The sequence below is a fragment of the Denitratisoma sp. DHT3 genome, from assembly GCF_007833355.1.
Taxonomy (GTDB): Bacteria; Pseudomonadota; Gammaproteobacteria; order Burkholderiales; family Rhodocyclaceae; genus Denitratisoma.
Map to the genome: position 1 here is coordinate 3373884 of NZ_CP020914.1, position 23632 is coordinate 3397515.

Annotated in this window: 17 protein-coding genes and 1 pseudogene; 10 read left to right on the forward strand and 8 right to left on the reverse strand. The window is 65.0% G+C overall.

Translation table 11 applies throughout. The features are described from left to right. Positions 1 to 61: 61 nt before the first annotated feature. Positions 62 to 1372, reverse strand: coding sequence for an isocitrate lyase (gene aceA / locus B9N43_RS15600; protein ID WP_145843121.1), 1311 nt, complete (start codon positions 1370 to 1372; stop codon positions 62 to 64). Between the two features lie 357 nt (positions 1373 to 1729). Between aceA and B9N43_RS15605 the strand changes: the two genes are divergently transcribed. After that, positions 1730 to 3046 carry a DEAD/DEAH box helicase gene (locus tag B9N43_RS15605; RefSeq protein WP_145843122.1) on the forward strand — a complete coding sequence of 439 codons (1317 nt, stop codon included), beginning with the start codon at positions 1730 to 1732 and terminating at the stop codon, positions 3044 to 3046. Positions 3047 to 3093: 47 nt separating this feature from the next. Here the strand turns inward: B9N43_RS15605 and clpA are convergent, their stop codons facing one another. Continuing rightward, positions 3094 to 5385, reverse strand: coding sequence for an ATP-dependent Clp protease ATP-binding subunit ClpA (clpA, locus tag B9N43_RS15610; protein WP_145843123.1), 2292 nt, complete (start codon positions 5383 to 5385; stop codon positions 3094 to 3096). Continuing rightward, positions 5382 to 5708, reverse strand: a complete 327-nt coding sequence (gene clpS, locus B9N43_RS15615) for an ATP-dependent Clp protease adapter ClpS (RefSeq protein ID WP_145843124.1) — start codon at positions 5706 to 5708, stop codon at positions 5382 to 5384. Before clpS ends, clpA begins: the two co-directional genes overlap by 4 nt. A gap of 332 nt (positions 5709 to 6040) precedes the next feature. Here clpS and B9N43_RS15620 point away from each other — a divergent pair, with 332 nt between their 5' ends. After that, a complete protein-coding gene (locus B9N43_RS15620) occupies positions 6041 to 6244 on the forward strand; it encodes a cold-shock protein (RefSeq protein ID WP_145843125.1) in 204 nt (67 codons plus the stop codon). Positions 6245 to 6397: 153 nt separating this feature from the next. Here the strand turns inward: B9N43_RS15620 and B9N43_RS15625 are convergent. Further along, positions 6398 to 8721: pseudogene (locus tag B9N43_RS15625) on the reverse strand (NADP-dependent isocitrate dehydrogenase). A gap of 87 nt (positions 8722 to 8808) precedes the next feature. Here B9N43_RS15625 and B9N43_RS15630 point away from each other — a divergent pair. Next, positions 8809 to 9099, forward strand: coding sequence for an isocitrate dehydrogenase kinase/phosphatase-domain containing protein (locus B9N43_RS15630; RefSeq protein WP_145843126.1), 291 nt, complete (start codon positions 8809 to 8811; stop codon positions 9097 to 9099). A gap of 3 nt (positions 9100 to 9102) precedes the next feature. Next, positions 9103 to 9639: a pseudouridine synthase gene (locus B9N43_RS15635; protein ID WP_145843127.1), complete on the forward strand. Its 537-nt coding sequence runs from the start codon at positions 9103 to 9105 to the stop codon at positions 9637 to 9639. Between the two features lie 114 nt (positions 9640 to 9753). Here B9N43_RS15635 and cphA (B9N43_RS15640) read toward each other — a convergent pair whose 3' ends face one another. Continuing rightward, positions 9754 to 12327 carry a cyanophycin synthetase gene (gene cphA, locus B9N43_RS15640; protein WP_145843128.1) on the reverse strand — a complete coding sequence of 858 codons (2574 nt, stop codon included), beginning with the start codon at positions 12325 to 12327 and terminating at the stop codon, positions 9754 to 9756. Between the two features lie 27 nt (positions 12328 to 12354). Then, the gene (cphA, locus tag B9N43_RS15645; protein WP_145843129.1) at positions 12355 to 14544 is read right to left on the reverse strand and encodes a cyanophycin synthetase; all 2190 of its coding nucleotides are present in this window, start codon (positions 14542 to 14544) and stop codon (positions 12355 to 12357) included. 254 nt (positions 14545 to 14798) lie between these two features. Between cphA (B9N43_RS15645) and B9N43_RS15650 the strand changes: the two genes are divergently transcribed. Then, positions 14799 to 17093: an ABC transporter ATP-binding protein gene (locus tag B9N43_RS15650; RefSeq protein WP_145843130.1), complete on the forward strand. Its 2295-nt coding sequence runs from the start codon at positions 14799 to 14801 to the stop codon at positions 17091 to 17093. Further along, complete coding sequence (locus B9N43_RS15655; RefSeq protein ID WP_145843132.1) at positions 17086 to 17547, forward strand: DUF1854 domain-containing protein; 462 nt, start codon at positions 17086 to 17088, stop codon at positions 17545 to 17547. Before B9N43_RS15650 ends, B9N43_RS15655 begins: the two co-directional genes overlap by 8 nt. Before the next feature lie 166 nt (positions 17548 to 17713). On the opposite strand, the gene B9N43_RS15660 is transcribed toward B9N43_RS15655, so the two are convergent. Next, entirely contained in the window at positions 17714 to 19027 is a 1314-nt protein-coding gene (locus B9N43_RS15660) for an IS1380 family transposase (RefSeq protein WP_145840817.1), read from the reverse strand. 115 nt (positions 19028 to 19142) lie between these two features. Between B9N43_RS15660 and B9N43_RS15665 the strand changes: the two genes are divergently transcribed. The 4 genes from B9N43_RS15665 to B9N43_RS15680 all read left to right on the forward strand — a co-directional run bounded on the left by B9N43_RS15665 (position 19143) and on the right by B9N43_RS15680 (position 22952). Further along, positions 19143 to 19586: a DUF192 domain-containing protein gene (locus B9N43_RS15665; RefSeq protein ID WP_145843133.1), complete on the forward strand. Its 444-nt coding sequence runs from the start codon at positions 19143 to 19145 to the stop codon at positions 19584 to 19586. After that, positions 19583 to 20563 (forward strand): NAD(P)H-quinone oxidoreductase, encoded by a 981-nt coding sequence (locus B9N43_RS15670; RefSeq protein WP_145843134.1) that lies wholly within the window; start codon positions 19583 to 19585, stop codon positions 20561 to 20563. The genes B9N43_RS15665 and B9N43_RS15670 overlap by 4 nt, the downstream gene beginning before the upstream one ends. A gap of 359 nt (positions 20564 to 20922) precedes the next feature. Continuing rightward, positions 20923 to 21231, forward strand: coding sequence for a DUF485 domain-containing protein (locus B9N43_RS15675; protein WP_145843135.1), 309 nt, complete (start codon positions 20923 to 20925; stop codon positions 21229 to 21231). Further along, complete coding sequence (locus B9N43_RS15680; protein WP_186453865.1) at positions 21231 to 22952, forward strand: cation acetate symporter; 1722 nt, start codon at positions 21231 to 21233, stop codon at positions 22950 to 22952. The genes B9N43_RS15675 and B9N43_RS15680 overlap by 1 nt, the downstream gene beginning before the upstream one ends. 67 nt (positions 22953 to 23019) lie before the next feature. Here B9N43_RS15680 and B9N43_RS15685 read toward each other — a convergent pair whose 3' ends face one another. Then, on the reverse strand, positions 23020 to 23631 hold the full coding sequence (locus B9N43_RS15685; RefSeq protein ID WP_145843136.1) for a 3'-5' exonuclease: 612 nt from the start codon (positions 23629 to 23631) through the stop codon (positions 23020 to 23022). Between the last annotated feature and the right edge of the window lies 1 nt (position 23632).

Here is a 23632-nt window from a genome sequence, read left to right on the forward strand (position 1 = left end):
TCGGACAAGCAAAAAGGCCAGACGCGATGTCTGGCCTTTTTGCTTGGTGCCGCGACGGTGCTCAGTGGAACTGCTCTTCTTCGGTGGAACCGGTCAGGGCGGTCACCGAGGACTTGCCACCCTGGATCACCGTGGTCACGTCGTCGAAGTAGCCGGCGCCGACTTCCTGCTGGTGGGAGACGAAGGTATAGCCTTGGTCGCGGGCGGCGAATTCGGGTTCCTGGACCATGTCCACGTAGTGCATCATGCCGGCGCCGCGGGCGTAAGCGTGGGCGAACTGGAAGGTGTTGTACCAGTTGATGTGGATGCCCGCCAGGGTGATGAACTGGTACTTGTAGCCCATGGCCGAGAGCTCGTCCTGGAACTTGGCGATGGTGATGTCGTCCAGGTTCTTCTTCCAGTTGAAGGAGGGCGAGCAGTTGTAGGACAGCAGCTTGCCCGGGCACTCCTTGAGCACGGCCTGGGCGAACTCGCGGGCGAAGCCCAGGTCGGGGGTGCCGGTTTCGCACCACACCAGATCGGCGTAGGGCGCGTAGGCGACGCCGCGGCTGATGGCCTGTTCCAGACCGTTCTTGACGCGGTAGAAGCCTTCCTGGGTACGCTCGCCGGTGAGGAAGGGCTTGTCGTTGTCGTCGCAATCCGAAGTCAGCAGGTTGGCGGCTTCGGCATCGGTACGGGCCAGTACGATGGTGGGCACGCCCATCACGTCGGCGGCGAAGCGGGCAGCGATCAGTTTTTCGACGGCTTCCCGGGTCGGCACCAGCACCTTGCCGCCCATGTGGCCGCACTTCTTCACGGCGGCGAGCTGATCCTCGAAATGCACGCCGGCGGCGCCGGCGACGATCATGTTCTTCATCAGCTCGAAGGCGTTGAGCACGCCGCCAAAACCGGCTTCCGCGTCCGCCACGATGGGCAGGAAGTAGTCGACGAATTCCGGGCTGCCGGGCTCGATGCCGCGCGACCACTGGATCTCGTCGGCGCGCTTGAAGGTGTTGTTGATGCGGCGGACCATGGTGGGGACGGAGTCGTAGGCGTACAGCGACTGGTCGGGGTACATGGTCTCGGAGGTGTTGCCGTCGGCGGCAACCTGCCAGCCGGACAGGTAGACGGCCTCGAGGCCCGCCTTGGCCTGCTGCATGGCCTGGCCCGCAGTGATCGCGCCGAAGGCATTCACGTAGCCCTTCTTGGCGCCGCCATTGATCTTTGCCCACAGCTTTTCGGCGCCGAGCTTGGCCAGCGTGTGTTCGACTTGGAGGGAGCCGCGCAGACGGACGACGTCCTCTGCCGAATATCCGCGCTTGACGCCTTTCCAGCGGGGATTCTCGGCCCAGTCCTTCTCCAGTTGGGCAATGGCTTGTTGGCGAGTGGTCATGACGGATTCTCCTGGTCTCGATGAATTTGGGGGAAATCGGGGATCTCGACACTGGCATCCTCCGATAGGTTGGCAGTATATAGATTTATCTTATGTCTTATATAAGACTTAAGATTTAAATATTTTTCATTTGAAACATAGTGATATGCAATATTTCCCGCGATGTGAAATGTGTTTCGCTGCATGAAATAGTCCAACTTCGAGACCAGCAGTGGTACACTCCGCGCCCCTTCCCCGGCCTTCCTTCAGTCTGTCTGCCGGGATGTCGCGCAGTCTGCGCGCACTTTTCTCTTGAGCGTTTCGGCCCAGACTGGCTCGTGTCCAAGCACACGCGGGGCTGAAGCCAGGAGCATCATCATGAGTTTTTCCAGCCTCGGTCTTCGCGCCGAGATTCTGAAATCCATTGCCCGCCAGGGTTATGACACCCCGACACCGATCCAGCTGCAAGCGATTCCCGTCGCCCTGCAAGGCCGTGACCTGATGGCCGCAGCACAGACCGGCACCGGCAAGACCGCCGGTTTTACCCTGCCCATCCTGCACCGCCTGTCCGCCGATACCTCGTTGTCCGTCAAACGCTTCAAGCCGCGTGCGTTGATCCTGACGCCGACCCGCGAACTGGCGGTCCAGGTCCATGAGAGCGTGCGCACCTATGGCGCGCACCTGCCGTTGCGGGCCACCGCAATTTACGGCGGGGTCAGCATGGGGCCGCAGACCAAGGCGCTGAAAGCAGGAACCGATATCGTCGTTGCCACGCCGGGGCGCCTCCTGGACCACGTCAATGAACGCAACGCGGATCTGTCGGGCGTCGAGATCCTGGTGCTGGACGAAGCCGACCGCATGCTGGATATGGGCTTCATCCGCGACATCCGCAGGATTCTCTCGCTGCTGCCGAAAAAGAAGCAGAGCCTGCTGTTCTCCGCCACCTTCTCGGAGGAGATTCGCGGCCTGGCGCATGGACTTCTGGTGGACCCGATCAGCGTCGAGGTGGCGCGGCGCAACGCCCCGGCGGAGGCCGTGGCGCAAACCGTCTATCCGGTGGACCGGGTGCGCAAGAAGGACCTGCTGGTCAAATTGATCCAGGATCACGGCTGGCACCAGGTGCTGGTGTTTACCCGCACCAAGCACGGCGCCGACGCGCTGGCCCGGCACCTGGACAAGTCGGGCATCAGCGCCGCCGCCCTCCATGGCAACAAGACCCAGAACGCACGCCAGCGGGCGCTCGACGATTTCAAGCGCCTCAAGGTGAATGTGCTGGTGGCGACGGACATCGCGGCGCGCGGAATCGATATCGACCAGCTGCCGCAGGTCGTGAATTACGAGCTGCCCAACGTACCGGAGGACTATGTGCACCGGATCGGCCGCACCGGCCGGGCAGGCGCCGAGGGTGCCGCGGTGTCCCTGGTGTGCATCGATGAAGCGAAGCTGCTGCGGGATGTCGAGAAGCTGCTCAAGCGCCCGATCGAAAAGCGGGTGGAACCGGGGTTCGAGCCGGACCCGAGCATCCGGCCGGAACCGATCCAAAAACCCCGCGCGCCGCGCGCATCTCCCCGCCCCGGCGAGCCTTCCCGCAAGACTCTGGGCGCTGCGGGGCGCGCTCATCCGGCACCCGGCCGGCGCAGTGCGCCCAAGCCCGGCAACGGCGCCACCCGCCACTCGGGTACTCGCCATCACTGAAACGAGGGTACCGGCGACAAATGCCGCCGGTACCCTCGCCGATGCACTCAGGAGTCGATGGTGCTGGGCTTGCTTGGTTCGACGGCGGGCGGCTCGATGATGAGCGCCACCCTGTGCTGCTCGTCCGTCGCGTCCTCGTCCAGGTCGATGGTGACCTTGCCGCCGTGGATCAGGCGGCCGAACAGCAGTTCGTCGGCCAGGGCGGAGCGGATGGTGTCCTGAATCAGCCGGGCCATCGGCCGGGCGCCCATCAGGGGGTCGAAGCCCTGCTCGGCCAGCCAGACGCGCAAGGCGTCGGTGAAGATCGCCTCCACCTTCTTCTCGTGCAACTGGCCTTCGAGCTGCATCAGGAACTTGTCCACCACCTGCAGGATGACCTGGGTGTCGAGGGCCTTGAAGGAGATGACTCCATCCAGGCGGTTGCGGAACTCGGGGCTGAACAGGCGCTTGATTTCCGCCATCTCGTCGCCGGCCTGCTTGCCGGAAGTGAAGCCGATGCTGGTGCGCTGCAGCGCCTCGGCGCCCGCGTTGGTCGTCATCACGATCACCACGTTGCGGAAATCCGCCTTGCGGCCGTTGTTGTCGGTGAGCGTGCCGTGGTCCATCACCTGCAGCAGGATGTTGAAAATGTCCGGATGGGCTTTTTCGATCTCGTCCAGCAGCAGCACGGCGTGGGGCTTCTTGGTCACCGCCTCGGTCAGCAGTCCGCCCTGGTCGAAGCCCACGTAGCCCGGGGGCGCCCCGATCAGGCGGGAAACCGCATGGCGCTCCATGTATTCCGACATGTCGAAGCGGATCAGTTCGATCCCCATGCAGTACGCCAACTGCCGGGCCACCTCGGTCTTGCCGACGCCGGTCGGACCGGAGAACAGGAAGGCGCCGATGGGTTTCTGAGGATTGCCCAGCCCCGAGCGCGACATCTTGATTGCCTTGGACAGGGTCGAAATCGCCGCGTCCTGCCCGAACACCACGTTCTTCAGATCCCTTTCGAGGTTCCTCAGCGCCGAGCGGTCGTCGGCGGATACGTGCTGCGGCGGAATGCGGGCGATCTTGGCGACGATATCCTCGATTTCCTGCTTGCCGATCAGCTTCTTCTGCCGCGATTTGGGCAGGATGCGCTGGGCGGCACCGGCTTCGTCGATCACATCGATGGCCTTGTCGGGCAGGTGCCGGTCGTTGATGTATTTGGCCGCGAGTTCCGCGGCCGAGGTGATGGCCGCGGAGGAATACTTGACGCCATGGTGATCCTCGAAGCGACTCTTGAGTCCGCGCAGGATCGCCACCGTTTCATCCACTGACGGCTCGTTGACCTCCACTTTCTGGAAACGCCGGGACAGCGCGTGATCTTTTTCGAAGACCCCGCGGAACTCGCTGAAGGTGGTGGCGCCGATGCACTTCAGGCTGCCGGAGGACAGCGCCGGCTTCAACAGATTGGAAGCGTCAAGCGTGCCGCCGGACGCCGAGCCGGCGCCGATCAGGGTGTGTATCTCGTCGATGAACAGGATCGACTTGGGGTTCTCCAGCAGCTGCTTCAACACCGCCTTGAGCCGCTGTTCGAAGTCGCCCCGGTATTTGGTGCCGGCCAGCAGGGCGCCCATGTCCAGCGCGTAGACCGTGGCGTCGCTCAGCACTTCCGGAATCTTGCCTTCGACGATGCGATAAGCCAGACCTTCGGCGATCGCCGTCTTGCCGACGCCGGCTTCGCCGACCAGCAGGGGGTTGTTCTTGCGCCGCCGGCACAGGGTCTGGATCACCCGCTCCAGCTCTTTTTCGCGGCCGATCAGAGGATCGATCTTTCCGGTCAGCGCCAACTGGTTCAGGTTCTGGGTATAGCTTTCCAATGCGCCACTTTTTTCCTGGGCTTCGGCTTCCGGATGCTCCTCGGGCTTGCCGGCAGCCGCCTGGGGCGTCTTGGAGATGCCGTGGGAAATGTAATTCACCACGTCCAGGCGGGAAACTTCCTGTTTCTGAAGGAAATACACCGCGTGCGATTCCTTCTCGCCGAAAATGGCCACCAGCACGTTGGCGCCGGTCACTTCCTTCTTGCCGGACGACTGCACATGGAGAATGGCCCGCTGAATCACGCGCTGGAAGCCCAGCGTGGGTTGGGTATCGATCTCGTCGCTGCCGGACAGCGTGGGCGTGTGCTCGGCGATGAAGGTGATCAATTCGCGCCGCAGTTCCTCCACGTCGGCCGCGCACGCCCGCAGCACCTGTGCCGCCGACGGGTTGTCCAAAAGGGCGAGCAGCAGGTGTTCGACGGTGATGAATTCGTGCCGTTTTTGCCGGGCTTCAACAAAAGCCATGTGCAGGCTGACTTCGAGTTCCTGGGCGATCATTTCACTTCCTCCATCACACAGGCTAGTGGATGTTGATGTTGACGGGCAAATGCGGTGACGCGTTCAACTTTCGTGGCGGCCACATCGTGCGGATAGACGCCGCAAACGCCTTTTCCTTCACGGTGCACCTTGAGCATGACGACGGTGGCCATTTCACGGTTCATGGCGAAAAATCTCTCCAGCACGACAATCACGAAATCCATCGGCGTGAAATCGTCGTTGAGCAGAGACACGCGATAGAGCGGCGGGGGCTTGACGCGAATCTTCTCGGGTTCGAGAGCTGTATTGCTCTCCCTCCCGGAACTTTCCTTCTTTGATGGCATGGTTTGATTTTAATTCGAATCGACGGTACCGCAATGCGGGCCACGGATTGGAATATGGGGGCGATTTGGCTCTAAATCCAGTCGGAGACCGACTGTTGGAATGTTGTCGCGCAACAAAAAAAAATCTTGACGCGAAAATACAAAGTGCGTAAAAGGCGAACGGTGTTTGCTTCACGGTCAAACTGCAGTGGTCGCCCCGGGGTTCTTCAGATTCCTGGATTGCCGCCCGGTCCCTTCCGCAGTTGTGATCTTGTTCAGGCATGTCCCGGCACCTCGATTCCCAGAGGTCAATGCGGCGCCGGAGTTTTGATCAACGCAAAGGAAGAAGGTTTATGGCAACTGGTACTGTCAAGTGGTTTAACGACGCCAAGGGTTTCGGCTTCATTACGCCGGATGATGGTAGCGAAGATCTGTTCGCGCATTTTTCCGCCATCACTATGTCTGGGTTCAAAACACTGAAGGAAGGCGAAAAGGTTTCCTTCGATGTTACCCAGGGCCCCAAAGGCAAGCAGGCCTCGAACATTCAGAAGGCCTAAGACGGCGTCGGCGACAGCACCGACACCAAAGAAGAAGCCCGCCTTGCGCGGGCTTCTTCTTTTTGGCGCGCCCGTGTCGGGTGCACGAAGAAAAACGGCCCGCCATGACCGGCGGGCCGTGATCCTGGGTGCTTGCGCGGTGCGCCTGGTTGCTCAAGCGTGCGTTGTCGCCAGGGTGGCGTTGAAGGTCGGGCTCGGACGCATGACGGCTTCGCATTTGGCGGCGTCGGCCTTGTAGTAGCCGCCGATGTCGGCCGGCTTGCCTTGCACCGCCTTGAGTTCCGCGATGATCTGCGCTTCGCTCTTGGCCAAGGCGGCGGCGAGGGGCGCAAAGCGGGCGGCCAGTTCCTTGTCCTCGGTTTGCGCGGCCAGTTCCTGGGCCCAATACATGGACAGGTAGAACTGGGAGCCGCGGTTGTCCAATTCACCGGTCTTCGGCGAGGGGGACTTGTTGTTGTCGAGGAGCTTGCCGGTCGCCGCGTCGAGGGTCCTGGCCAGCAGCTTGGCGTGCGGATTGTTCTCCTTGATGCCGAGATCTTCCAGGGACACCGCCAGGGCAAGGTATTCGCCCAGCGAATCCCAGCGCAGGTGGTTTTCCTGAGTCAGTTGCTGGACGTGCTTGGGTGCCGAGCCGCCGGCGCCGGTCTCGTACATGCCGCCCCCGCCATCAGCGGGACGATGGACAGCATCTTGGCCGAGGTGCCGAGTTCCATGATCGGGAACAGGTCGGTCAGGTAATCGCGCAGGATGTTGCCGGTCACCGAGATGGTGTCGAGGCCTCGGGCGACGCGCTCCAGGGTGTAGCGCATGGCGCGCACCTGGGACATGATCTGGATGTCGAGGCCGCTGGTGTCGTGATCCTTGAGGTACTTCTCGACCTTCTTGATCAGCTCGGCCTCGTGCGGACGGTACGAATCCAGCCAGAAGACGGCCGGCATGCCGGAGTTGCGGGCGCGGGTGACGGCCAGCTTGACCCAGTCGCGGATCGGCGCGTCCTTGACCTGGCACATGCGCCAGATGTCGCCGGCTTCCACGTTCTGGGTCAGCAGCACCTCGCCGGTGGCGATGTCGACGATGTTGGCGACGCCGTCCTCGGGGACCTCGAAGGTCTTGTCGTGGGAGCCGTATTCCTCGGCCTGCTGGGCCATCAGGCCGACGTTGGGCACCGTGCCCATGGTCTTCGGATCGAAGTTGCCGTGCCACTTGCAGAAGTTGATCATCTCCTGGTAGATACGGGCGAAGGTGGACTCCGGCATCACGCACTTGCTGTCGTACTGCTTGCCGTCGGCGCCCCACATCATGCCGCCTTGACGAATCATCGCCGGCATCGAGGCGTCGACGATGATGTCGTTGGGCGAGTGGAAGTTGGTGATGCCCTTGGCCGAGTCCACCATGGCCAGTCGCGGACGGTGCTCCTGGCAGGCGTGCAGGTCGCGGATGATCTCGTCGTGCTTGGATTCCGGCAGGGTCTTGATCTTCTCGTAGAGCGTGGCCATGCCGTTGTTGACGTTGATGCCCAGTTCGTCGAACAGCTTGCCGTGCTTCTCGAAGGCTTCCTTGTAGTAGATCTTCACGCAGTGGCCGAAGACGATGGGGTGCGAGACCTTCATCATCGTCGCCTTGACGTGCAGCGAGAAGAGGATGCCGGCCTCGCGGCAGTCTTCCATCTCGCGCTCGTAGAACGCGCACAGCGCCTTCTTGCTCATGAACATGGAGTCGATGATCTCGCCGGCCAGGAGCGAAACCTTGGGTTTCAGGACCGTGGTCGTGCCGCTCTTGCCGACCAGCTCCATGCGCACATCGCGGGCGCGGTCGAGGGTCATCGACTTCTCGCCGTGGTAGAAGTCGCCGGTGTGCATGTGGGAGACATGGGTCTGCGACCACTGTTTCCATTCGCCCATCGAATGGGGATGCTTCTTGGCGTAGTTCTTCACGGCCGCCGGGGCGCGGCGGTCGGAGTTGCCTTCGCGCAGCACCGGATTCACGGCGGAACCCAGGCACTTGGCGTAGCGCGTCTTGAGCGCCTTCTGTTCGTCGGTGGCGGGGTTTTCCGGGTAGTCGGGGACGGCGTAGCCCTTGCCCTGGAGCTCTTTGATGCAGGCCATCAACTGAGCCACGGAGGCGCTGATGTTGGGCAGCTTGATGATGTTGGCGTCGGGTTCCAGCGTCTTCTTGCCGAGTTCGGCCAGGGTGTTCGGTACCCGCTGCTCTTCTTTCAGGTACTCGGGAAACTCGGCCAGCACGCGTGCAGCCACCGAGATGTCCGCCGTTTCAACCGCGATTCCCGCCGGCTCCGTAAAGGTGCGGATGACGGGCAGAAATGCGCAGGTCGCCAGGAAGGGCGCCTCGTCAGTCAGCGTGTAGATGATTTTTGACTTTGCTGCGGCCATGTTTCCTCCAGAATGTTTTACGTTGAAATCGGCCGCGACGGGTAAGCCTCGACCTGCAAGCGCCGACGCCGGGGGTATCCCGGACATCCGCTGGAACAACTCCTTTATATTTTATCTTTATTCAAAACCGGATAGCGGGAATATGTTTCACATTACGAAATGACATAAGCGCCAATGTTAAAATCTACTCCATTCAAGGTGCGGTGCGCCGGTCGGGAGGATTTGATCGAACAGGACGCCAAGGAATACGGTGTCGCCATCCGCGCACTGGCTATCGCCAGCATCTTTCCCGACGACATGCCGTGGAAGAACTTTGGCGTGACGCGCTACGGCCGGGTGGCATTCCACGACGATGACGAAATCGAACACATGACCGACTGCAATTTCCGCCGCATTCCGCCCGCGCCCGATCCGGAGCCGTTGCGCTTCCGCCATTTCTTCCCCCGCGCGGCAGAGGGGGACTGAGTCTTGTCCAGGATCGTGCTGTTCAACAAGCCCCACGGCGTGATCACCCAGTTCAGCGGCGGCGATGGGCATCCCACGCTGAAGGACTACATTCCGCTGCCCGGCGTTTATCCGGCCGGACGTCTGGACGCCGACAGCGAGGGCCTGCTGGTGCTGACGGACGATGGCGCGCTCCAGGCCCGGATCGCGGATCCCCGCCACAAGCTGGCCAAGACCTACTGGGCGCAGGTGGAGCGGGTTCCCGATGCGGAGGCGCTGGCCCGGCTGCGCCGCGGCGTGGACTTGGGCGATTTCGTCACCCGGCCATGTCAGGCACGCCTGATCGATGAACCCGCGGGACTCTGGCCGCGCGACCCGCCGGTCCGCTATCGGGCGGCGATCCCCACCGCCTGGGTGGAACTGGTGTTGAAGGAGGGCAAGAACCGTCAAGTGCGGCGCATGACCGCCAAAGTGGGTTTCCCCACCTTGCGCCTGATCCGCTGGGCGGTCGGCCCCTGGACCCTGGAGGGACTGTCACCCGGAGAATGGCGCCTGGCGTGAAACAGCAAATCGAAGCGAGCCGACCCGCCCCTCGGACGACAGAAAGCGGAAGCAGCCGCTCCCGCTGTCGGCAAGAAGCGCCATCACAAGAAGAGCAAGCATAAGCAAGCCAACTTACCCTGCGCCCGTGCAGCGGCTGGCGATATGGGCCAGAGCCTCTTCCACCTGGTCGATCAGGACCAGGCAAAGGTCGCCTGGTTCCAACCGCTCCAGGGCGGTATCGATGGCCAGGAACTCGCCGCGGATTTCCTCGATCCGGCGGGCCCGGTTGGCCCCTTCCAGGCCCTGGCGCAAGAGCGCCAGCACTTCGCCATCCTCCCGGCCTCGCTGGCATTGATCCTGGTAGAGCACGACCTCATCGAAAGCGTCGCCCAGAATCCGGGTCTGCTGCCGGATATCCTCGTCGCGCCGGTCGCCGGCGCCGCTGATGACCACGGTCCGGCGTTTCGTCGGCATGGTGTTCACCGCGTTCACCAGCGCCTGGATGGCATCGGGGTTGTGGCCGTAATCGGCGATCACCGTGGCGCCCCGGTAGTCGAAGAGATTGAAGCGGCCGGGGGCGGTCCGGGCATCGGCCACGAAACTGCCCAGACCGGCGCGAACCGTCTCCCAATCCAGGTTCAGCGCCCAGGCGGCGGCCGTGGCGGCCATCACGTTTTCCACCTGGAAGCCGATGTCGCCCTTGCCGGTGATGGGAATCCCGTCCAGCGGCAGGCGCCGCTCCTCCCAGCCTTCCGCGGCGACGATGTCGTTGCCGTCGACGAAGACCACGCGCCGTCCCTGGGCGCGATGGGTCGCCATCACCGGATGGTTGGGGTCGCGGGCGAAAAAGGTCACCACCCCCTGGCAGACGGCGGCCATCCGCGCCACCATGGGGTCGGCCGCGTTGAGCACGGCGACGCCCTTGGGCGCGACGTTCTGCACGATCACCCGCTTCACCACCGCGAGGTCCTCGACGGTGCTGATGTAGGACAGGCCCAGGTGGTCGCCCAGGCCGATGTTGGTGACCACCGCCACGTCGCAGCGGTCGAAGGCCAGGCCCTCGCGCAGCACGCCGCCGCGGGCGGTCTCGAACACGGCGGCCTCGACGGCGGGATGCAGCAGCACGTTGCGGGCGCTGCGGGGACCGCTGCAGTCGCCGGTATCGGTGCGCCGGCCATCGACGTAGACGCCGTCGGTGCTGGTCATGCCGACGCACAGGCCCTGGCTGGCCAGCAGGTGGGCGATCAGGCGCACCGTGGTGGTCTTGCCGTTGGTGCCGGCCACCGCCACCACCGGAATGCGTCCGTCCTCGCCGTCGGGAAACACCGTGGACACGATGGCCTCGCCCACCGGGCGGCCTTTGCCGAAGGAGGGCGCCAGATGCATGCGCAGGCCGGGGGCGGCGTTGACCTCGACGATGCCGCCGCCCTGTTCCTCGATGGGGCGCAACACGCTGTCGCAGACCAGGTCCACGCCGCAGATGTCGAGCCCCACCATCTTCGCCGCCGCCACCGCACGGGCCGCGACTTCGGGATGGACGTCGTCGGTGACGTCGGTGGCCGAACCGCCGGTGCTCAGATTGGCATTGTTGCGCAGGACCACCCGCATGCCCTTGGGCGGCACCGATTCGGCGCTCAGATTCTGCGCCGCCAGGCAGGTCAGGGCGATGTCGTCGAAGCGGATCTTGGTCAGCGAGGTGGCATGTCCCTCGCCGCGCCGCGGATCGCTATTGACCTGCTCCACCAGCTCGCGCACGGTGTGCGCGCCGTCGCCGGTCACATGCGGCGGTTCGCGCCGGGCGGCCGCCACCAGTTGATCCCCCACCACCAGCAGGCGGTAGTCCTGGCCGGGCAGGTAGCGCTCCACCAGGATTTCCGAGCTGATCTCGGTGGCGGCGGCATAGGCCGCCTCGAAGCTCTCCCGGTTCTTGATGTTCACCGTGACGCCCTTGCCCTGGTTGCCGTCCTGCGGCTTCACCACCACCGGCAGACCGATGTCCAGCGCCGCTTGCCAGCCATCCTCCAGATCGGAGGCCGGACGGCCCTGCGGCACCGGCACGCCGGCGGCGTCGAGCAGCATCTTGGTGAGCTCCTTGTCCTGGGCGATGGACTCGGCGATAGCGCTGGAACCGTCGGTTTCCGCCGCCTGGATGCGCCGCTGCCTGCAGCCCCAGCCGAACTGCACCAGGCTGCCTTCGGTCAGGCGCCGGAAGGGAATGCCGCGCAGCATCGCGGCCTGGACGATGGCGCCGGTGCTCGGCCCCAGTCGCACGTCCTCGTCGAGCTCCTTGAGCCGCGCCAGGGCGTCCTCCAGATCGAAGGGCTCACCCGTCAGGGCGGTCTGGCACAGGGTCCGCGCCAAGTCCATCGCCAGGCGGCCCACCGGCTCCTCGCTGTACTCCACCACCACCTGAAAGACCCCGGATTCCACGGTCTGGGTGGTGCGGCTGAAGGTCACCGGGCAGCCGGCATGGGCCTGCAGCCCGAGGGCGGCGAACTCCAGCGCATGGGCCATGGACACGACATCCCCGTGGCGCGCGGGCTGCAGCACGCCGATTTCAGGAAAGCGCTGGCGCAGCCGCTCCTCGAAGCCGGCCAGGGTGTCCAGATCGCATTCCTCCGGGGCGCAGGAGACGATCGCCTCGATCGCGGTGTGGCGGCTCCACAGGTTGGGGCCTCGCAAGGCCCGGATACGAGAGACTTCCATGGATGGTTTTCCTGAGATGCCGGCGGTTCAACCGGCCCGAACGTTCAAGGTGCGCTCCGCGTTGGCCGGGAGCGCATCGGCGTCGAAGGTGACAATGCCGGTCTGGACCAGATAATCCGGCAGATCGAGGGCCCAGGCCACGGCCACGGTGGCCAGCATGTCCTCGATGGTGACGGCGGCCGAGCCGCAGCTGGCGGAGATCCGGGCTTCCGTCCGGTCGCCGCGCAGCAGCGCCATCTGGCCGGCGCGCAGCACCACCGCGCGTCCGCCTTGCGCGAGATGCGCGGCGACCGCCGGGTTGTCCTCGCGGGCCGCGTAGAAGATCACTTCGCCGTCGCACAGGCCGGCCATCCGCGCCACCAGCGGGTCGTCGGCGTTGAGCACGGCGGCGCCTCCGGGCAGCACCACGTCGACCTGGGTGCGGAACACGTTATAGACCTGCTCCGGCTCGCGCACGTCGAAGGCCGCCAGGCTCTCGGCCCGGTCGAGATGCGTTACCACGCCCACCTGGCAGCGGTCGTAGGTGAGGCCCTCGGCGAGGATGTCGGCGCCGTCGTTTTCGAATATCGCGACCTTGACGGAACGGTTCAAGAGCACGCGGCGGGCGGATTTCCAGGGACTGCAGTTGCCATCCTGCACTTGCCGCTGCCCGAAATAGAGGCCGTCGCGGCAGGCCATCCCCAGGGTCTTGCCGCTCAACTGGATCAGCCGCCCCAGCAGCCGCGCGACCATCGTGGTGCCGCGGGTGCCGGCGATGCCGATGACGGGAATGCGACCCGCGTCCCCCTCCGGGAACAGGTGCTCGACGATCGCCTGGCCTACCGGGCGCGGTTGGCCGGTAACGGGTTTCAGGTGCATCAGCAGGCTCGGTCCGGCATTGACCTCGACGATGGCACCGCCCTGCGCCTCCAGGGGACGGGAAATGTCCTCCGCCACCAGATCGATGCCGGCGATGTCCAGGCCCACGATGCGGGCCGCCAGGGCCACCGAGGCGGCCACTTCGGGATGAACGCGGTCCGTGACGTCGTTGACCATGTTGCCGTTGCGCTGGATCAGCACCCGCCTGCCCGCGGCGGGGATGGCCTCCCCCTCCAGGCCCTGGCGCGCCAGCAGCAGGCGGGTTGCGGGTTCCCGCTCCAGGACCAGGGGCTCCAGGGGGAATTCCTCCGCCTCGCCGCGCCGGGGATCGCTGTTGATCTGGGCGTCGATCAACTGGCGCACCGTGGAATCGCCGTCGCCCTCGATCCACAGGCTGTCGCCGCGGGTGGCGGCCACCAGTTTGCCGCCCACCACCAGCAGACGGTGCTCGTCGCCGCGGACGTAGCGCTCGACGATGACCGCGCTGCCTTCGGCGTCGGCCACGCCGAAGGCGGCCTTGACCTCCTCCTCGGTGCCGAGTTCGATCGACACGCCACGGCCATGGTTGCCGTCGCTGGGCTTGACCACCACCGGCAGGCCGATGTCCTGGGCGGCTTCCCAGGCTTCGTCGGGACTGGCGACGACCTGGCCCTCGGGGACCGGCACGCCGCAGGACTGCAGCAGGCGTTTGGTCAGATCCTTGTCGCGCGAAATGCCTTCGGCGATCGCGCCGGTGCGGTCGGTCTCGGCGGTCCATACCCGGCGCTGATTGGCGCCGTGCCCCAGTTGCACCAGATTGCCGTCGTTCAGGCGCAGCGCCGGGATGCCGCGCTCCGCCGCGGCATCGACGATGCTCGCGGTGGAGGGGCCCAGACAGCGGGCATCGGCCAGCTCATGCAGGCGCGCCACGGTGCCCGCGACATCGAAGGGCGTGTCGTCGATGGCGGCCATCAGCAGGTCGCGGGCGGCATGGAGGCAGGCGCGGGTGACTTCCTCTTCGCGCGACCGGACCACGACCTTGTACACACCGCGGGTCGAGGTTTCCCGCGCCTTGCCGAAGCCGGTGCGCTGGCCGATCAGGTTCTGCAGTTCCAGCGTGACGTGCTCCATGATGTGCGCCGGCCACGTGCCTTCGCGCACTCGCCGCAGGAAACCGCCGGGTTCGCCGATGCTGCAGCGGTGCTCGGCCAGGGTCGGCAGCCAGGCGGAGAGCCGTTCATAGAGGCCGGGTATGGTGTTGGAGGGAGCGTCCTCCAGGTCGCCGATATCCACCAGGGCCTCCAGGGCCGGGCGGTAGGTCCAGACGTTCGGACCGCGCAAAGGGGTGATCCGCAGGATTTTGATGGTTCTGTCAGCCATGGAGAAGGTCAGCGAAGATCGGCAGGCGGCCCCGGACCGAGGGGCGGGAGAATTATTTATTGTGGCCCGGTCAACGTGCGGCGTCGAAAATGGTTTACCGATGGACCGCCGCTCCTCCCGAAGGCTCATCCGGGAGCGTTGAGTATACTGGCGAAGGCGGGGCGATGGCCGGCGGGCCGGTCGTCCCGCAGCTTTCGGGCCCTCCTTGGCGCCGGATGCCCGCCGTGCGGATTGCCGACCCCAGAACAGGTTTTATGACGAAAAATCTTCCCGTTGCAGCATTTTCCGCGAGCGACACCGTGCCGAATCTCTGGCGCGACAGAATCCTTTCCCACCTGGGCGCGGGCGAGCGCCTGCTGGCCTGGATGGAGCCGGATCTCGACGCCCGGCTGCATTTCGAGCGCGGCCTGCTGGTGGTCACCGACCGGCGCCTGCTGGCCTGGACGCCAGGCGCGGAAGCCTGGCGGGAGTGGCCCTACCGGGAAGGGCTGCGGCTCTCCCACCACGACCATGCCGGCGTCGGCATCCTGGAACTGCAGGACGCATCGGCCCGCCTGGCCCACTGGCGCTATACCCTGGGGCAGAACCTGGCGGCCCAGCGTCTTGCCGATCAGTTCGATCGGCAGCGGGACAGCTTCCTCGATGGCGTCCCGCTTCCGGTGGACGACGGCGCCGTCTGCCCCCGCTGCAAGGCGCCGCTGGGGCCGGACCAGGATGAGTGTCCGGTCTGCGCCCGGGAAATCCACACGCCGCCTTCCACCTGGACCCTGCTGCGTCTGTGGCGCTTCGCACGGCCCTATCGGGGGCAGCTGCTGTCCGGCTTCCTGCTGACCCTGACGGCCACCGCCGCGACCCTGGTGCCGCCCTATCTGTCCATGCCGCTGATGGACAACGTGCTGATCCCCTTCCAGAACGGCAAGCCGATCGACGTCGGCCTGGTGACGCTCTACCTGGGCGGCCTGCTGGGCGCGGCGCTCCTGGCCTGGGGCCTGGGCTGGGCGCGGACCTACATCCTGGCCCTGGTCAGCGAGCGCATCGGCGCCGACCTGCGCACCACCACCTACGAGCACCTGCTGAAGCTGTCGCTCGAATATTTCGGCGGCAAGCGCACCGGTGACCTGATGGCCCGCATCGGCTCCGAGAGCGACCGCATCTGCGTCTTCCTTTCCCTGCACCTGCTGGACTTCGCCACCGACGTGCTGATGATCGGCATGACGGCGGCGATCCTGATCTCGATCAATCCCTGGCTGGCGCTGGTGACCCTGCTGCCGCTGCCCCTGATCGCCTGGATGATCCACCTGGTGCGCGACCGGCTGCGCACCGGCTTCGAGAAGGTGGACCGGATCTGGTCCGAAGTCACCAACGTGCTGGCCGACACCATTCCCGGCATCCGCGTGGTCAAGGCCTTCGCCCAGGAGCGGCGCGAGGTGGCGCGTTTCCGCGAGGCCAACCAGCACAACCTGGCGATCAACGACCGGGTGAATCGCGTCTGGTCGCTGTTCTCCCCCACCGTGACCCTGCTCACCGAGACCGGCCTGCTGGTGGTCTGGGCCTTCGGCATCTGGCAGGTGTCGAAGAACCAGATCACCGTCGGCGTACTGACCGCCTTCATCGCCTATATCGGCCGCTTCTACACCCGGCTCGACTCGATGAGCCGCATCGTTTCCGTGACCCAGAAGGCGGCCGCCGGCGCCAAGCGCATTTTCGACATCCTCGACCATGTCTCCAGCGTGCCCGAACCGCAGCAACCGGTGCATCTGGACCAGGTGCGGGGCGCGATCGAGCTGCGCGGCGTCGGCTTCCGCTACGGCAACCGCTCGGTGATCCGCAACCTCGACTTCAGCATCCGGCCCGGCGAGATGATCGGCCTGGTGGGCCACAGCGGCTCCGGCAAGAGCACCCTGGTGAACCTGATCTGCCGCTTCTACGACGTCAGCGAAGGGGCGGTCCAGGTGGATGGCGTGGACATCCGTTCCCTGCCCGTGGCGGAATACCGGCGCCACATCGGCCTGGTGCTGCAGGAGCCCTTCCTCTTCTTCGGCACCATCGCCGACAACATCGCCTACGGCAAGCCCGGCGCCAGCCGGGCGGAAATCATCGCCGCCGCCCGCGCCGCCCATGCCCACGAGTTCATCCTGCGCCTGCCGCTGGGCTACGACTCCCTGGTGGGGGAGCGGGGCCAGGGGCTCTCCGGCGGCGAGCGCCAGCGCCTGTCGATCGCGCGGGCGCTCTTGATCGACCCGCGCATCCTGATCATGGACGAGGCCACCTCCTCGGTGGATACGGAGACCGAAAAGGAAATCCAGAAGGCGTTGGACAATCTGGTCCAGGGGCGCACCACCATCGCCATCGCCCACCGCCTGTCCACCCTGCGCCGCGCCGACCGGCTGGTGGTGATGGACCGCGGCCAGATCGTCGAAGTCGGCAACCACGAGCAGCTGATGGCCCGGGAAGGCCACTACTACCGGCTGTACCAGGCCCAGGCCCGCAATGTCGATGTGGATGGGATGGATGGCGATGGACGGACCGGGGAGAGCGGCGATGACTGAATTCCAACTGACGCGCAATGCTTTCGGCCGGCTGGTGTTCACCGCCGGCGGCGAGTCACACAGCGGCGTGGTGCCGGTGCGCGCCTTCCCCATCGCCGCACCCGACGAGGGCCTGGCCCTGGTCAATGCCGAGGGTCACGAAGTCGCCTGGATCGAACGCATGACGGAGCTGCCGGCCGACCAGCGCAGCCTGCTGGAGGAGGAACTGGCGAGCCGGGAGTTCATGCCGGAGATCTGCCGCATCCACGGCGTTTCGAGCTTCGCCACGCCCAGCACCTGGCAGGTGGAGACCCACCGGGGGGAAACGGCTTTCGTCCTCAAGGGCGAGGAGGACATCCGCCGCCTGGGACACCATACGCTGCTGATCGCCGACAGCCACGGCATCCAGTTCCTGATCCGGGACATCAAGGTCCTGGACCGGCACAGCCGCAAGCTGCTGGATCGTTTCCTCTAGCCCGGATATTTCACCAGCCCTATGATTTGGGCGCGTAGATATGCTGGACGGGTTGATCGTGATGCGTGTGGAGGCATTTGATCAAATCTTGATCAAATAAGCGAATTTCAGACGGACTTCCCCCAACCCCCGAAGCTCACCATGTCGGGGACGCACTCGGTTGCGGCTATGGAGACGCCAAGGCGTTGGCGGCGATGAAGTAGATATCGCGCAGCGGATGGTGCGACGCCAGCAGGATGCGAATGCGCCGCGTATTGCGAATCACCGCCGCCCCGATCTTGAGCAGTTTTACGCGAATCGTCGCCGCCGTGGCCTTCGCCAGATCGGTGTGCCGGAGCGCGATCTCGCGCAGGCGTTGCATCAGCGTGTAAGCCAATGCCGAGAACAAGATGCGCAGCCAGTTGGCCAGGAACTTGTGGCAACTGGCGCGCGTACCGAACAGATCCAACTGGGTTTCCTTGATCCGGTTCTCGGCCTCGCCCCGCTGGCAGTAGAGGTCGTCATACAGCTCCTCGGCAGGACGGTCGAGGTTGGTCACGATGAAACGCGGATTGGTGCCCTGGACGCCAAACTCCAGGCGGGTGATCAGGCGTCGTTCCCGATCCCAGCTCTTGGCGGCGTAGGAGAATTGCCGGATCAGTCGCTGCTTGACCCCGGTGTCGTGGAAAGCCTGCGCCATCGTCTGCTCCCAGTCAGCTACGTGGCGATGCAGACGGGCATTCCTCGCCATCCCGATGATGTAGCCGACGCCGTGGCGTTCGCACCAGCGGATCAGGCGCTGGCGGCAGAATCCCGAATCCCCGCGCACAATGATCCGCAGGGCCGGCCAGGTCTGGCGTAGCCGGGTCACGATCAGCTTGATTACGGCGGCCGCATGCTTGGCACCGTCGATCCGGCTGCGGCGCAGGACGCAGGCGAGCATGGCCTTGCCAGCGAACACATACAGGGGCAGGTAGCAGTAGTGGTCGTAGTAGGCGTGGAACTCGGTCTGTTCCTGTTCCCCGTGCAGCGGGATGTCGGAGGCGTCGATGTCCAGCACCAGTTCCTCCGGACAGGTCGCCTGGCTAGCAATGAACTGGTCGACCAGTACCCGGTTCAAGGCCACGATGTCCGATCGCGTGGCCCGCTGCTCCAGCCGACACAGGGTCGGGCTGCTGCCCAATTCATCACCCGTGCCGACGGCGGTTTGCATCAGCGGGTCGTTGCGCAGGGCGGCATGGTCGTTCAGATCCTCGTACCCGCAGCACAGGGCATACAGGCGCTGGGCGACCAGGTCGCGCATCCCATGCGTGATGCGATCCTGATCCCGTGGGTCGTGCAGTGCTTCCGCTACCGCACGTGACAATCCAATGCGCCGGTCGACTTGCCGCAGCAGCATCAGGCCGCCATCGGAACTGAGCGCGCCACCCTCAAAATTCGCCTCAATCGTGCAACGACCCAGGCGCCCAAACTCCATGTCCCCACGCGTACAATTTGGCATCGGCGGAATACTCCGTTAACCCTGTCTCGACACCAGTATTAACGCGCCTCACGGCGATTCCGCCGACCTACTTTCGTGAAATATTCGGGCTAGCCTGGACCGGGAGTGCCGTTTCATGAAGCGTCTTCTTTGCCTACTGATAACCTTCGCCGGCGCGGCAAGCGCGTCGTGGGGCCAGCAGAGTCTGCCGGCGATGGAACTTTCCGCCGGCATCCACCGCATCGAGGCCGAGGTGGCTTCGACCCAGCCGCAGCGCATGCAGGGTCTCATGCACCGCCAGTCGATGGCCGCCAATCACGGCATGCTGTTCGTCTTCACCCAGCAGGCGCGGCACTGCATGTGGATGAAGAACACCCTGTTGCCGTTGGCCGTCGCCTTCCTGGACGAGCAGGGGCGGATTCTCAACGTCGCCGAGATGCGGCCCGGCAGCGAGGAGACCCATTGCGCCGCGAGCCCCGCCCGCTATGCCCTGGAAATGAACACCGGCTGGTTCAAAAGCCGCGGCCTGACCGCCGGCGCCGTCATCCGCGGCGTGGACAAGGCGCCGGTGCCGCAATGAAGCAGATTCACTACGATGTCGCTGGCGGGCCGGAGGTGCTGCGACTGGTCGAGGCGCCGCGTCCACAGCCGGGGCCGGGCGAGGCGCTGATCGAGGTGCACTACGCCGGCGTCAATCGTCCGGATGTGGTCCAGCGTTCCGGCAACTATCCCCCGCCGCCGGGCAGTTCGCCGGTGCTGGGGCTGGAAGTGGCCGGCACCATCGCCGCCCTGGGTGCCGGCGTGGAAGGCTGGCGGATCGGCGATGCCGTCGCGGCGCTGACCCCGGGGGGCGGCTATGCCGAGTATTGCGTCGCCCCCGTCGGCCAGTTGCTGCCGGTTCCCGACGGACTGGGCCTGGCCGAGGCGGCGGGCCTGCCGGAGAACTGGTTCACCGTCTGGCACAACCTGATGGACCTGGGGCGGCTGAAGGCCGGTGAGCGTCTCCTGGTGCACGGCGGTTCCGGCGGCATCGGCCTGGCGGCGATCCAGTTGGGCAAGCTGGTCGGCGCGGAGGTTTTCGCCACCGCCGGCAGCGCCGAGAAAATCGAGGTCTGCCGGGCGTTCGGCGCCGACTGGGGCATCGACTACCGGCAGGAGGACTTCGTCGCCCGCATCCGCGAGATCACCGCCAAGACCGGCGTCGACGTGATCCTGGACATGGTGGGCGGCCCCTACCTGCAGAAGAATCTTTCCCTCTTGCGCCAGGACGGGCGCCTGGTGCTGATCGCCTTTCTCCAGGGCAGCCGCGTCGAGTTCGATTTCATGAACGTGATGATGCGGCGTCTGACCATCACCGGCTCCACCATGCGGCCGCGCACTCTGGCGGAGAAGACCGCCATCCGCGATGCCCTGCTGCAGCAGGTCTGGCCGGCCGTCGCGGCCGGGAAAGTCCGCACCCGCATTCATCAGATCTTTCCTCTGTCCGAGGCAGTGGAGGCTCATCGGCTGATGGAGAGCAGCCGCCACATGGGCAAGATCCTGTTGCAGGTACGGTAAGCGGCGTCCGCCGCCAGAGGAAGAAGAAAAAACGGTAGGGGGCGTCCTTGCAGGGAGTTCCGCCCCCTGAGGCAAGTCGGATTCCGTTGCGGATACCCGTGCCTCCGAAGACCGCGTAAAGGAGAACAGCGGGACGGACTGTAACGAGTCATTCTTACGAATCACTGACGATCGGGCCATTTTCGTGATGTCTGAATATCGCGCTGCGCCTGTAAGTATCGGGTAAGTCATTCCTCCTAGCATGAGTTTCGAATCCCCGCGCGGGGCGCCGGCCGGCGCCGCGTGCGGGGAGGACGGTCGGTATTCGTCCGGACGGCGGACGCCGATCAATTCGATCAATGCGGTGGAGGAGGAAAACCATGAGGCAGGAACTTGCCCAGCGGGTCCAGGCGGACCCGGAGTTTCAGGAGTTGGTGCATAAAAAACGCAGTCTGAGCTGGACCTTGACGGCGCTGATGCTGGTGATCTATTTCGGTTTCGTGCTGCTGGTCGCCCTGGCGCCCGGCGTACTCAAGCAGTCCCTTTCCGGCGGGCTGACCACCGTCGGCATTCCGATGGGGATCGGCGTCATTCTCAGCGCCTTCGTCCTGACCGGGATTTACGTCTTCCGCGCCAACCGCGAGTTCGACGATCTGACCCATGAGATTGTGGAAAGGGCGACCAAATAATGAAAGCCATCTTTTCCCATCCCCTGGGGAGGGGGGCGCTGGGCCTGATGCTGTTGTCCGTGTCCGCCGCCGCGCTGGCCGCGGGCGGCGATCTGGGCCAGGCGCAGAAACAGGCGACCAACTGGCCCGCGATCGCGATGTTCGGGGTTTTCGTCGCCTTCACGCTGGCCATTACCAAATGGGCCGCCGCGCGCACCAAGTCCGCGGCGGATTTCTACGCCGCCGGCGGCGGGATCACCGGATTCCAGAACGGCCTGGCGATCGCCGGCGACTACATGTCGGCGGCCTCCTTCCTCGGCATCTCCTCGATGGTCTTCGCCAAGGGCTATGACGGTCTGCTGTATTCCATCGGCTGGCTGGTGGGCTGGCCCATCATCACCTTCCTGATCGCGGAGCGGCTGCGCAATCTGGGCAAGTACACCTACGCCGACGTGGCCTCCTTCCGCCTGGCCCAGACGCCGGTGCGTTCGATGGCCGCGACCGGCACCCTGGTGGTGGTGGCGTTCTACCTGATCGCCCAGATGGTGGGCGCGGGCCAGCTGATCAAGCTGCTGTTCGGCCTCGACTACATGACGGCGGAAATCATCGTCGGCGTGCTGATGGTGTCCTACGTGCTGTTTGGCGGCATGCTGGCCACCACCTGGGTGCAGGTGATCAAGGCGGTGATGCTGCTGGCGGGCGCGACCTTCATGGCCGGCGCCGTGCTGTGGCAGAACGGCATGTCGCCGGAGGCGATGTTCGCCAAGGCGGTGACGGTGTTCCAGGAGGCCAACAAGGTGTCGGACGGCAAGGTCATCATGGGGCCGGGTTCGCTGATCAAGGACCCCGTCGACGCCGTCTCCCTGGGCCTGGCGCTGATGTTCGGCACGGCCGGCCTGCCGCACATCCTGATGCGCTTCTTCACCGTGCAGAACGCCAAGGAGGCGCGCAAGTCGGTGTTCTACGCGACGGGCTTCATCGGCTACTTCTATATCCTGACCTTCATCATCGGCTTCGGCGCGATTCTCTTCGTCTCCACCAATCCGGAGTATCTGGACGCGGCGAAGATGGCGGTGTCCGGGAAGCTGGAACTGAAGGGCGGCGGCAATATGGCGGCGGTGCATCTGGCTCATGCGGTCGGCGGCAACATGTTCCTCGGCTTCATCTCGGCCGTGGCCTTCGCCACCATCCTCGCCGTGGTCGCCGGCCTCACCCTGTCCGGCGCTTCCGCGGTGTCGCACGACCTCTACGCCAACGTCTTCGCCCGGGGCCGCAGCAACGAGCAGGACGAGATCCGGGTCTCCAAGATCGCCACTGTCTGCCTGGGTGTCGTCGCCATCCTGCTGGGCATCGTGTTCGAGAAGCAGAACGTGGCCTACATGGTCGGCCTGGCCTTCGCGATCGCCGCTTCGGCCAATTTCCCGGTGCTGATCCTCTCCATGTACTGGAAGGGTCTGACCACCCGCGGCGCGGTGGTCGGCGGCTTCGTCGGCCTGATCAGTTCGGTGACCCTGATCGTGATGACCAAAAGCGTCTGGGTGGACACCTTGAAAATGGCCAAGGAACCGCTGATTCCCTACACCAATCCGGCGATGTTCTCGATGGCGGCAGCCTTCTTCTGCTGCTGGCTGTTCTCGGTGATGGACAAGAGCAGCCGGGCAGCCAAGGAGCAGGAAGCGTTCGCTCCCCAGTTCGTCCGTTCCATGACGGGCATCGGCGCCGCAGGCGCGGCGAGCCACTGAGTCTTGGTTCCTCGCACAGCCCCGCCAGTCGGCGGGGCTTTTTTTCATGGGCGTTCGCGCGGCGCGGCTATGCCGGCCGGTGCAGCTTGACGAAGGCCAGCGCAGCCATCAGGGCGTCGTTGAAGGCGTCGTGCTCGTCGCGCAGCGGCAGGTTCAGGTCGCGGAGAATTTCCATGAAGCGCAGGTCGATGAAGGTATTGGGGTTCTGCCGGTATTTGTGGTCGTAATAGAGGGCCGAGACCTCGATCTTTTCCTGGGGCAGTGGAATTCCAAGGAACGGCCGGACCAGCTTGTCGAGCATGGCCACGTCGAACTCAAGGTAGTAACCCACCAGGGGGCGGTTGCCGACGAATTCCAGGAAGCGGCGGATGGCTTCTTCCGGCGCCAGGCCGGTCCGTACGTCCATTTCCCGCAGGCGATGGATGCGGATGCTGGGGGCGCTGAGGGCGATGCCGGGCCTGACGATCAGTTCCAGCCGCTCGCTGGTCAGGATGCGCTGTCCCCGGATGCGGACGGCGCCGATGGCGATGATTTCGTCGCGCGCCGTGTCGAGGCCGGTGGTTTCGCAATCCACGGCAACCCATTCCCCGGCGGGGGGCGGATCGAAGAGGAAACGGAATTCGGGGCGCCGCAGCCGGTGCCGCCACCAGCGCCGTTGCAGGCGGCGGAATAGCTGCATT

What these genes read in the sequence shown, in the direction of transcription:
- aceA (WP_145843121.1), bottom strand. Translation starts at nt 1,372, where the DNA reads ATGACCACTCGCCAACAAGCCATTGCCCAACTGGAGAAGGACTGGGCC.
- B9N43_RS15605 (WP_145843122.1), top strand. Translation starts at nt 1,730, where the DNA reads ATGAGTTTTTCCAGCCTCGGTCTTCGCGCCGAGATTCTGAAATCCATT.
- clpA (WP_145843123.1), bottom strand. Translation starts at nt 5,385, where the DNA reads ATGATCGCCCAGGAACTCGAAGTCAGCCTGCACATGGCTTTTGTTGAA.
- clpS (WP_145843124.1), bottom strand. Translation starts at nt 5,708, where the DNA reads ATGCCATCAAAGAAGGAAAGTTCCGGGAGGGAGAGCAATACAGCTCTC.
- B9N43_RS15620 (WP_145843125.1), top strand. Translation starts at nt 6,041, where the DNA reads ATGGCAACTGGTACTGTCAAGTGGTTTAACGACGCCAAGGGTTTCGGC.
- B9N43_RS15630 (WP_145843126.1), top strand. Translation starts at nt 8,809, where the DNA reads ATGTTAAAATCTACTCCATTCAAGGTGCGGTGCGCCGGTCGGGAGGAT.
- cphA (WP_145843128.1), bottom strand. Translation starts at nt 12,327, where the DNA reads ATGGAAGTCTCTCGTATCCGGGCCTTGCGAGGCCCCAACCTGTGGAGC.
- cphA (WP_145843129.1), bottom strand. Translation starts at nt 14,544, where the DNA reads ATGGCTGACAGAACCATCAAAATCCTGCGGATCACCCCTTTGCGCGGT.
- B9N43_RS15650 (WP_145843130.1), top strand. Translation starts at nt 14,799, where the DNA reads ATGACGAAAAATCTTCCCGTTGCAGCATTTTCCGCGAGCGACACCGTG.
- B9N43_RS15655 (WP_145843132.1), top strand. Translation starts at nt 17,086, where the DNA reads ATGACTGAATTCCAACTGACGCGCAATGCTTTCGGCCGGCTGGTGTTC.
- B9N43_RS15660 (WP_145840817.1), bottom strand. Translation starts at nt 19,027, where the DNA reads ATGCCAAATTGTACGCGTGGGGACATGGAGTTTGGGCGCCTGGGTCGT.
- B9N43_RS15665 (WP_145843133.1), top strand. Translation starts at nt 19,143, where the DNA reads ATGAAGCGTCTTCTTTGCCTACTGATAACCTTCGCCGGCGCGGCAAGC.
- B9N43_RS15670 (WP_145843134.1), top strand. Translation starts at nt 19,583, where the DNA reads ATGAAGCAGATTCACTACGATGTCGCTGGCGGGCCGGAGGTGCTGCGA.
- B9N43_RS15675 (WP_145843135.1), top strand. Translation starts at nt 20,923, where the DNA reads ATGAGGCAGGAACTTGCCCAGCGGGTCCAGGCGGACCCGGAGTTTCAG.
- B9N43_RS15680 (WP_186453865.1), top strand. Translation starts at nt 21,231, where the DNA reads ATGAAAGCCATCTTTTCCCATCCCCTGGGGAGGGGGGCGCTGGGCCTG.
- B9N43_RS15685 (WP_145843136.1), bottom strand. Translation starts at nt 23,631, where the DNA reads ATGCAGCTATTCCGCCGCCTGCAACGGCGCTGGTGGCGGCACCGGCTG.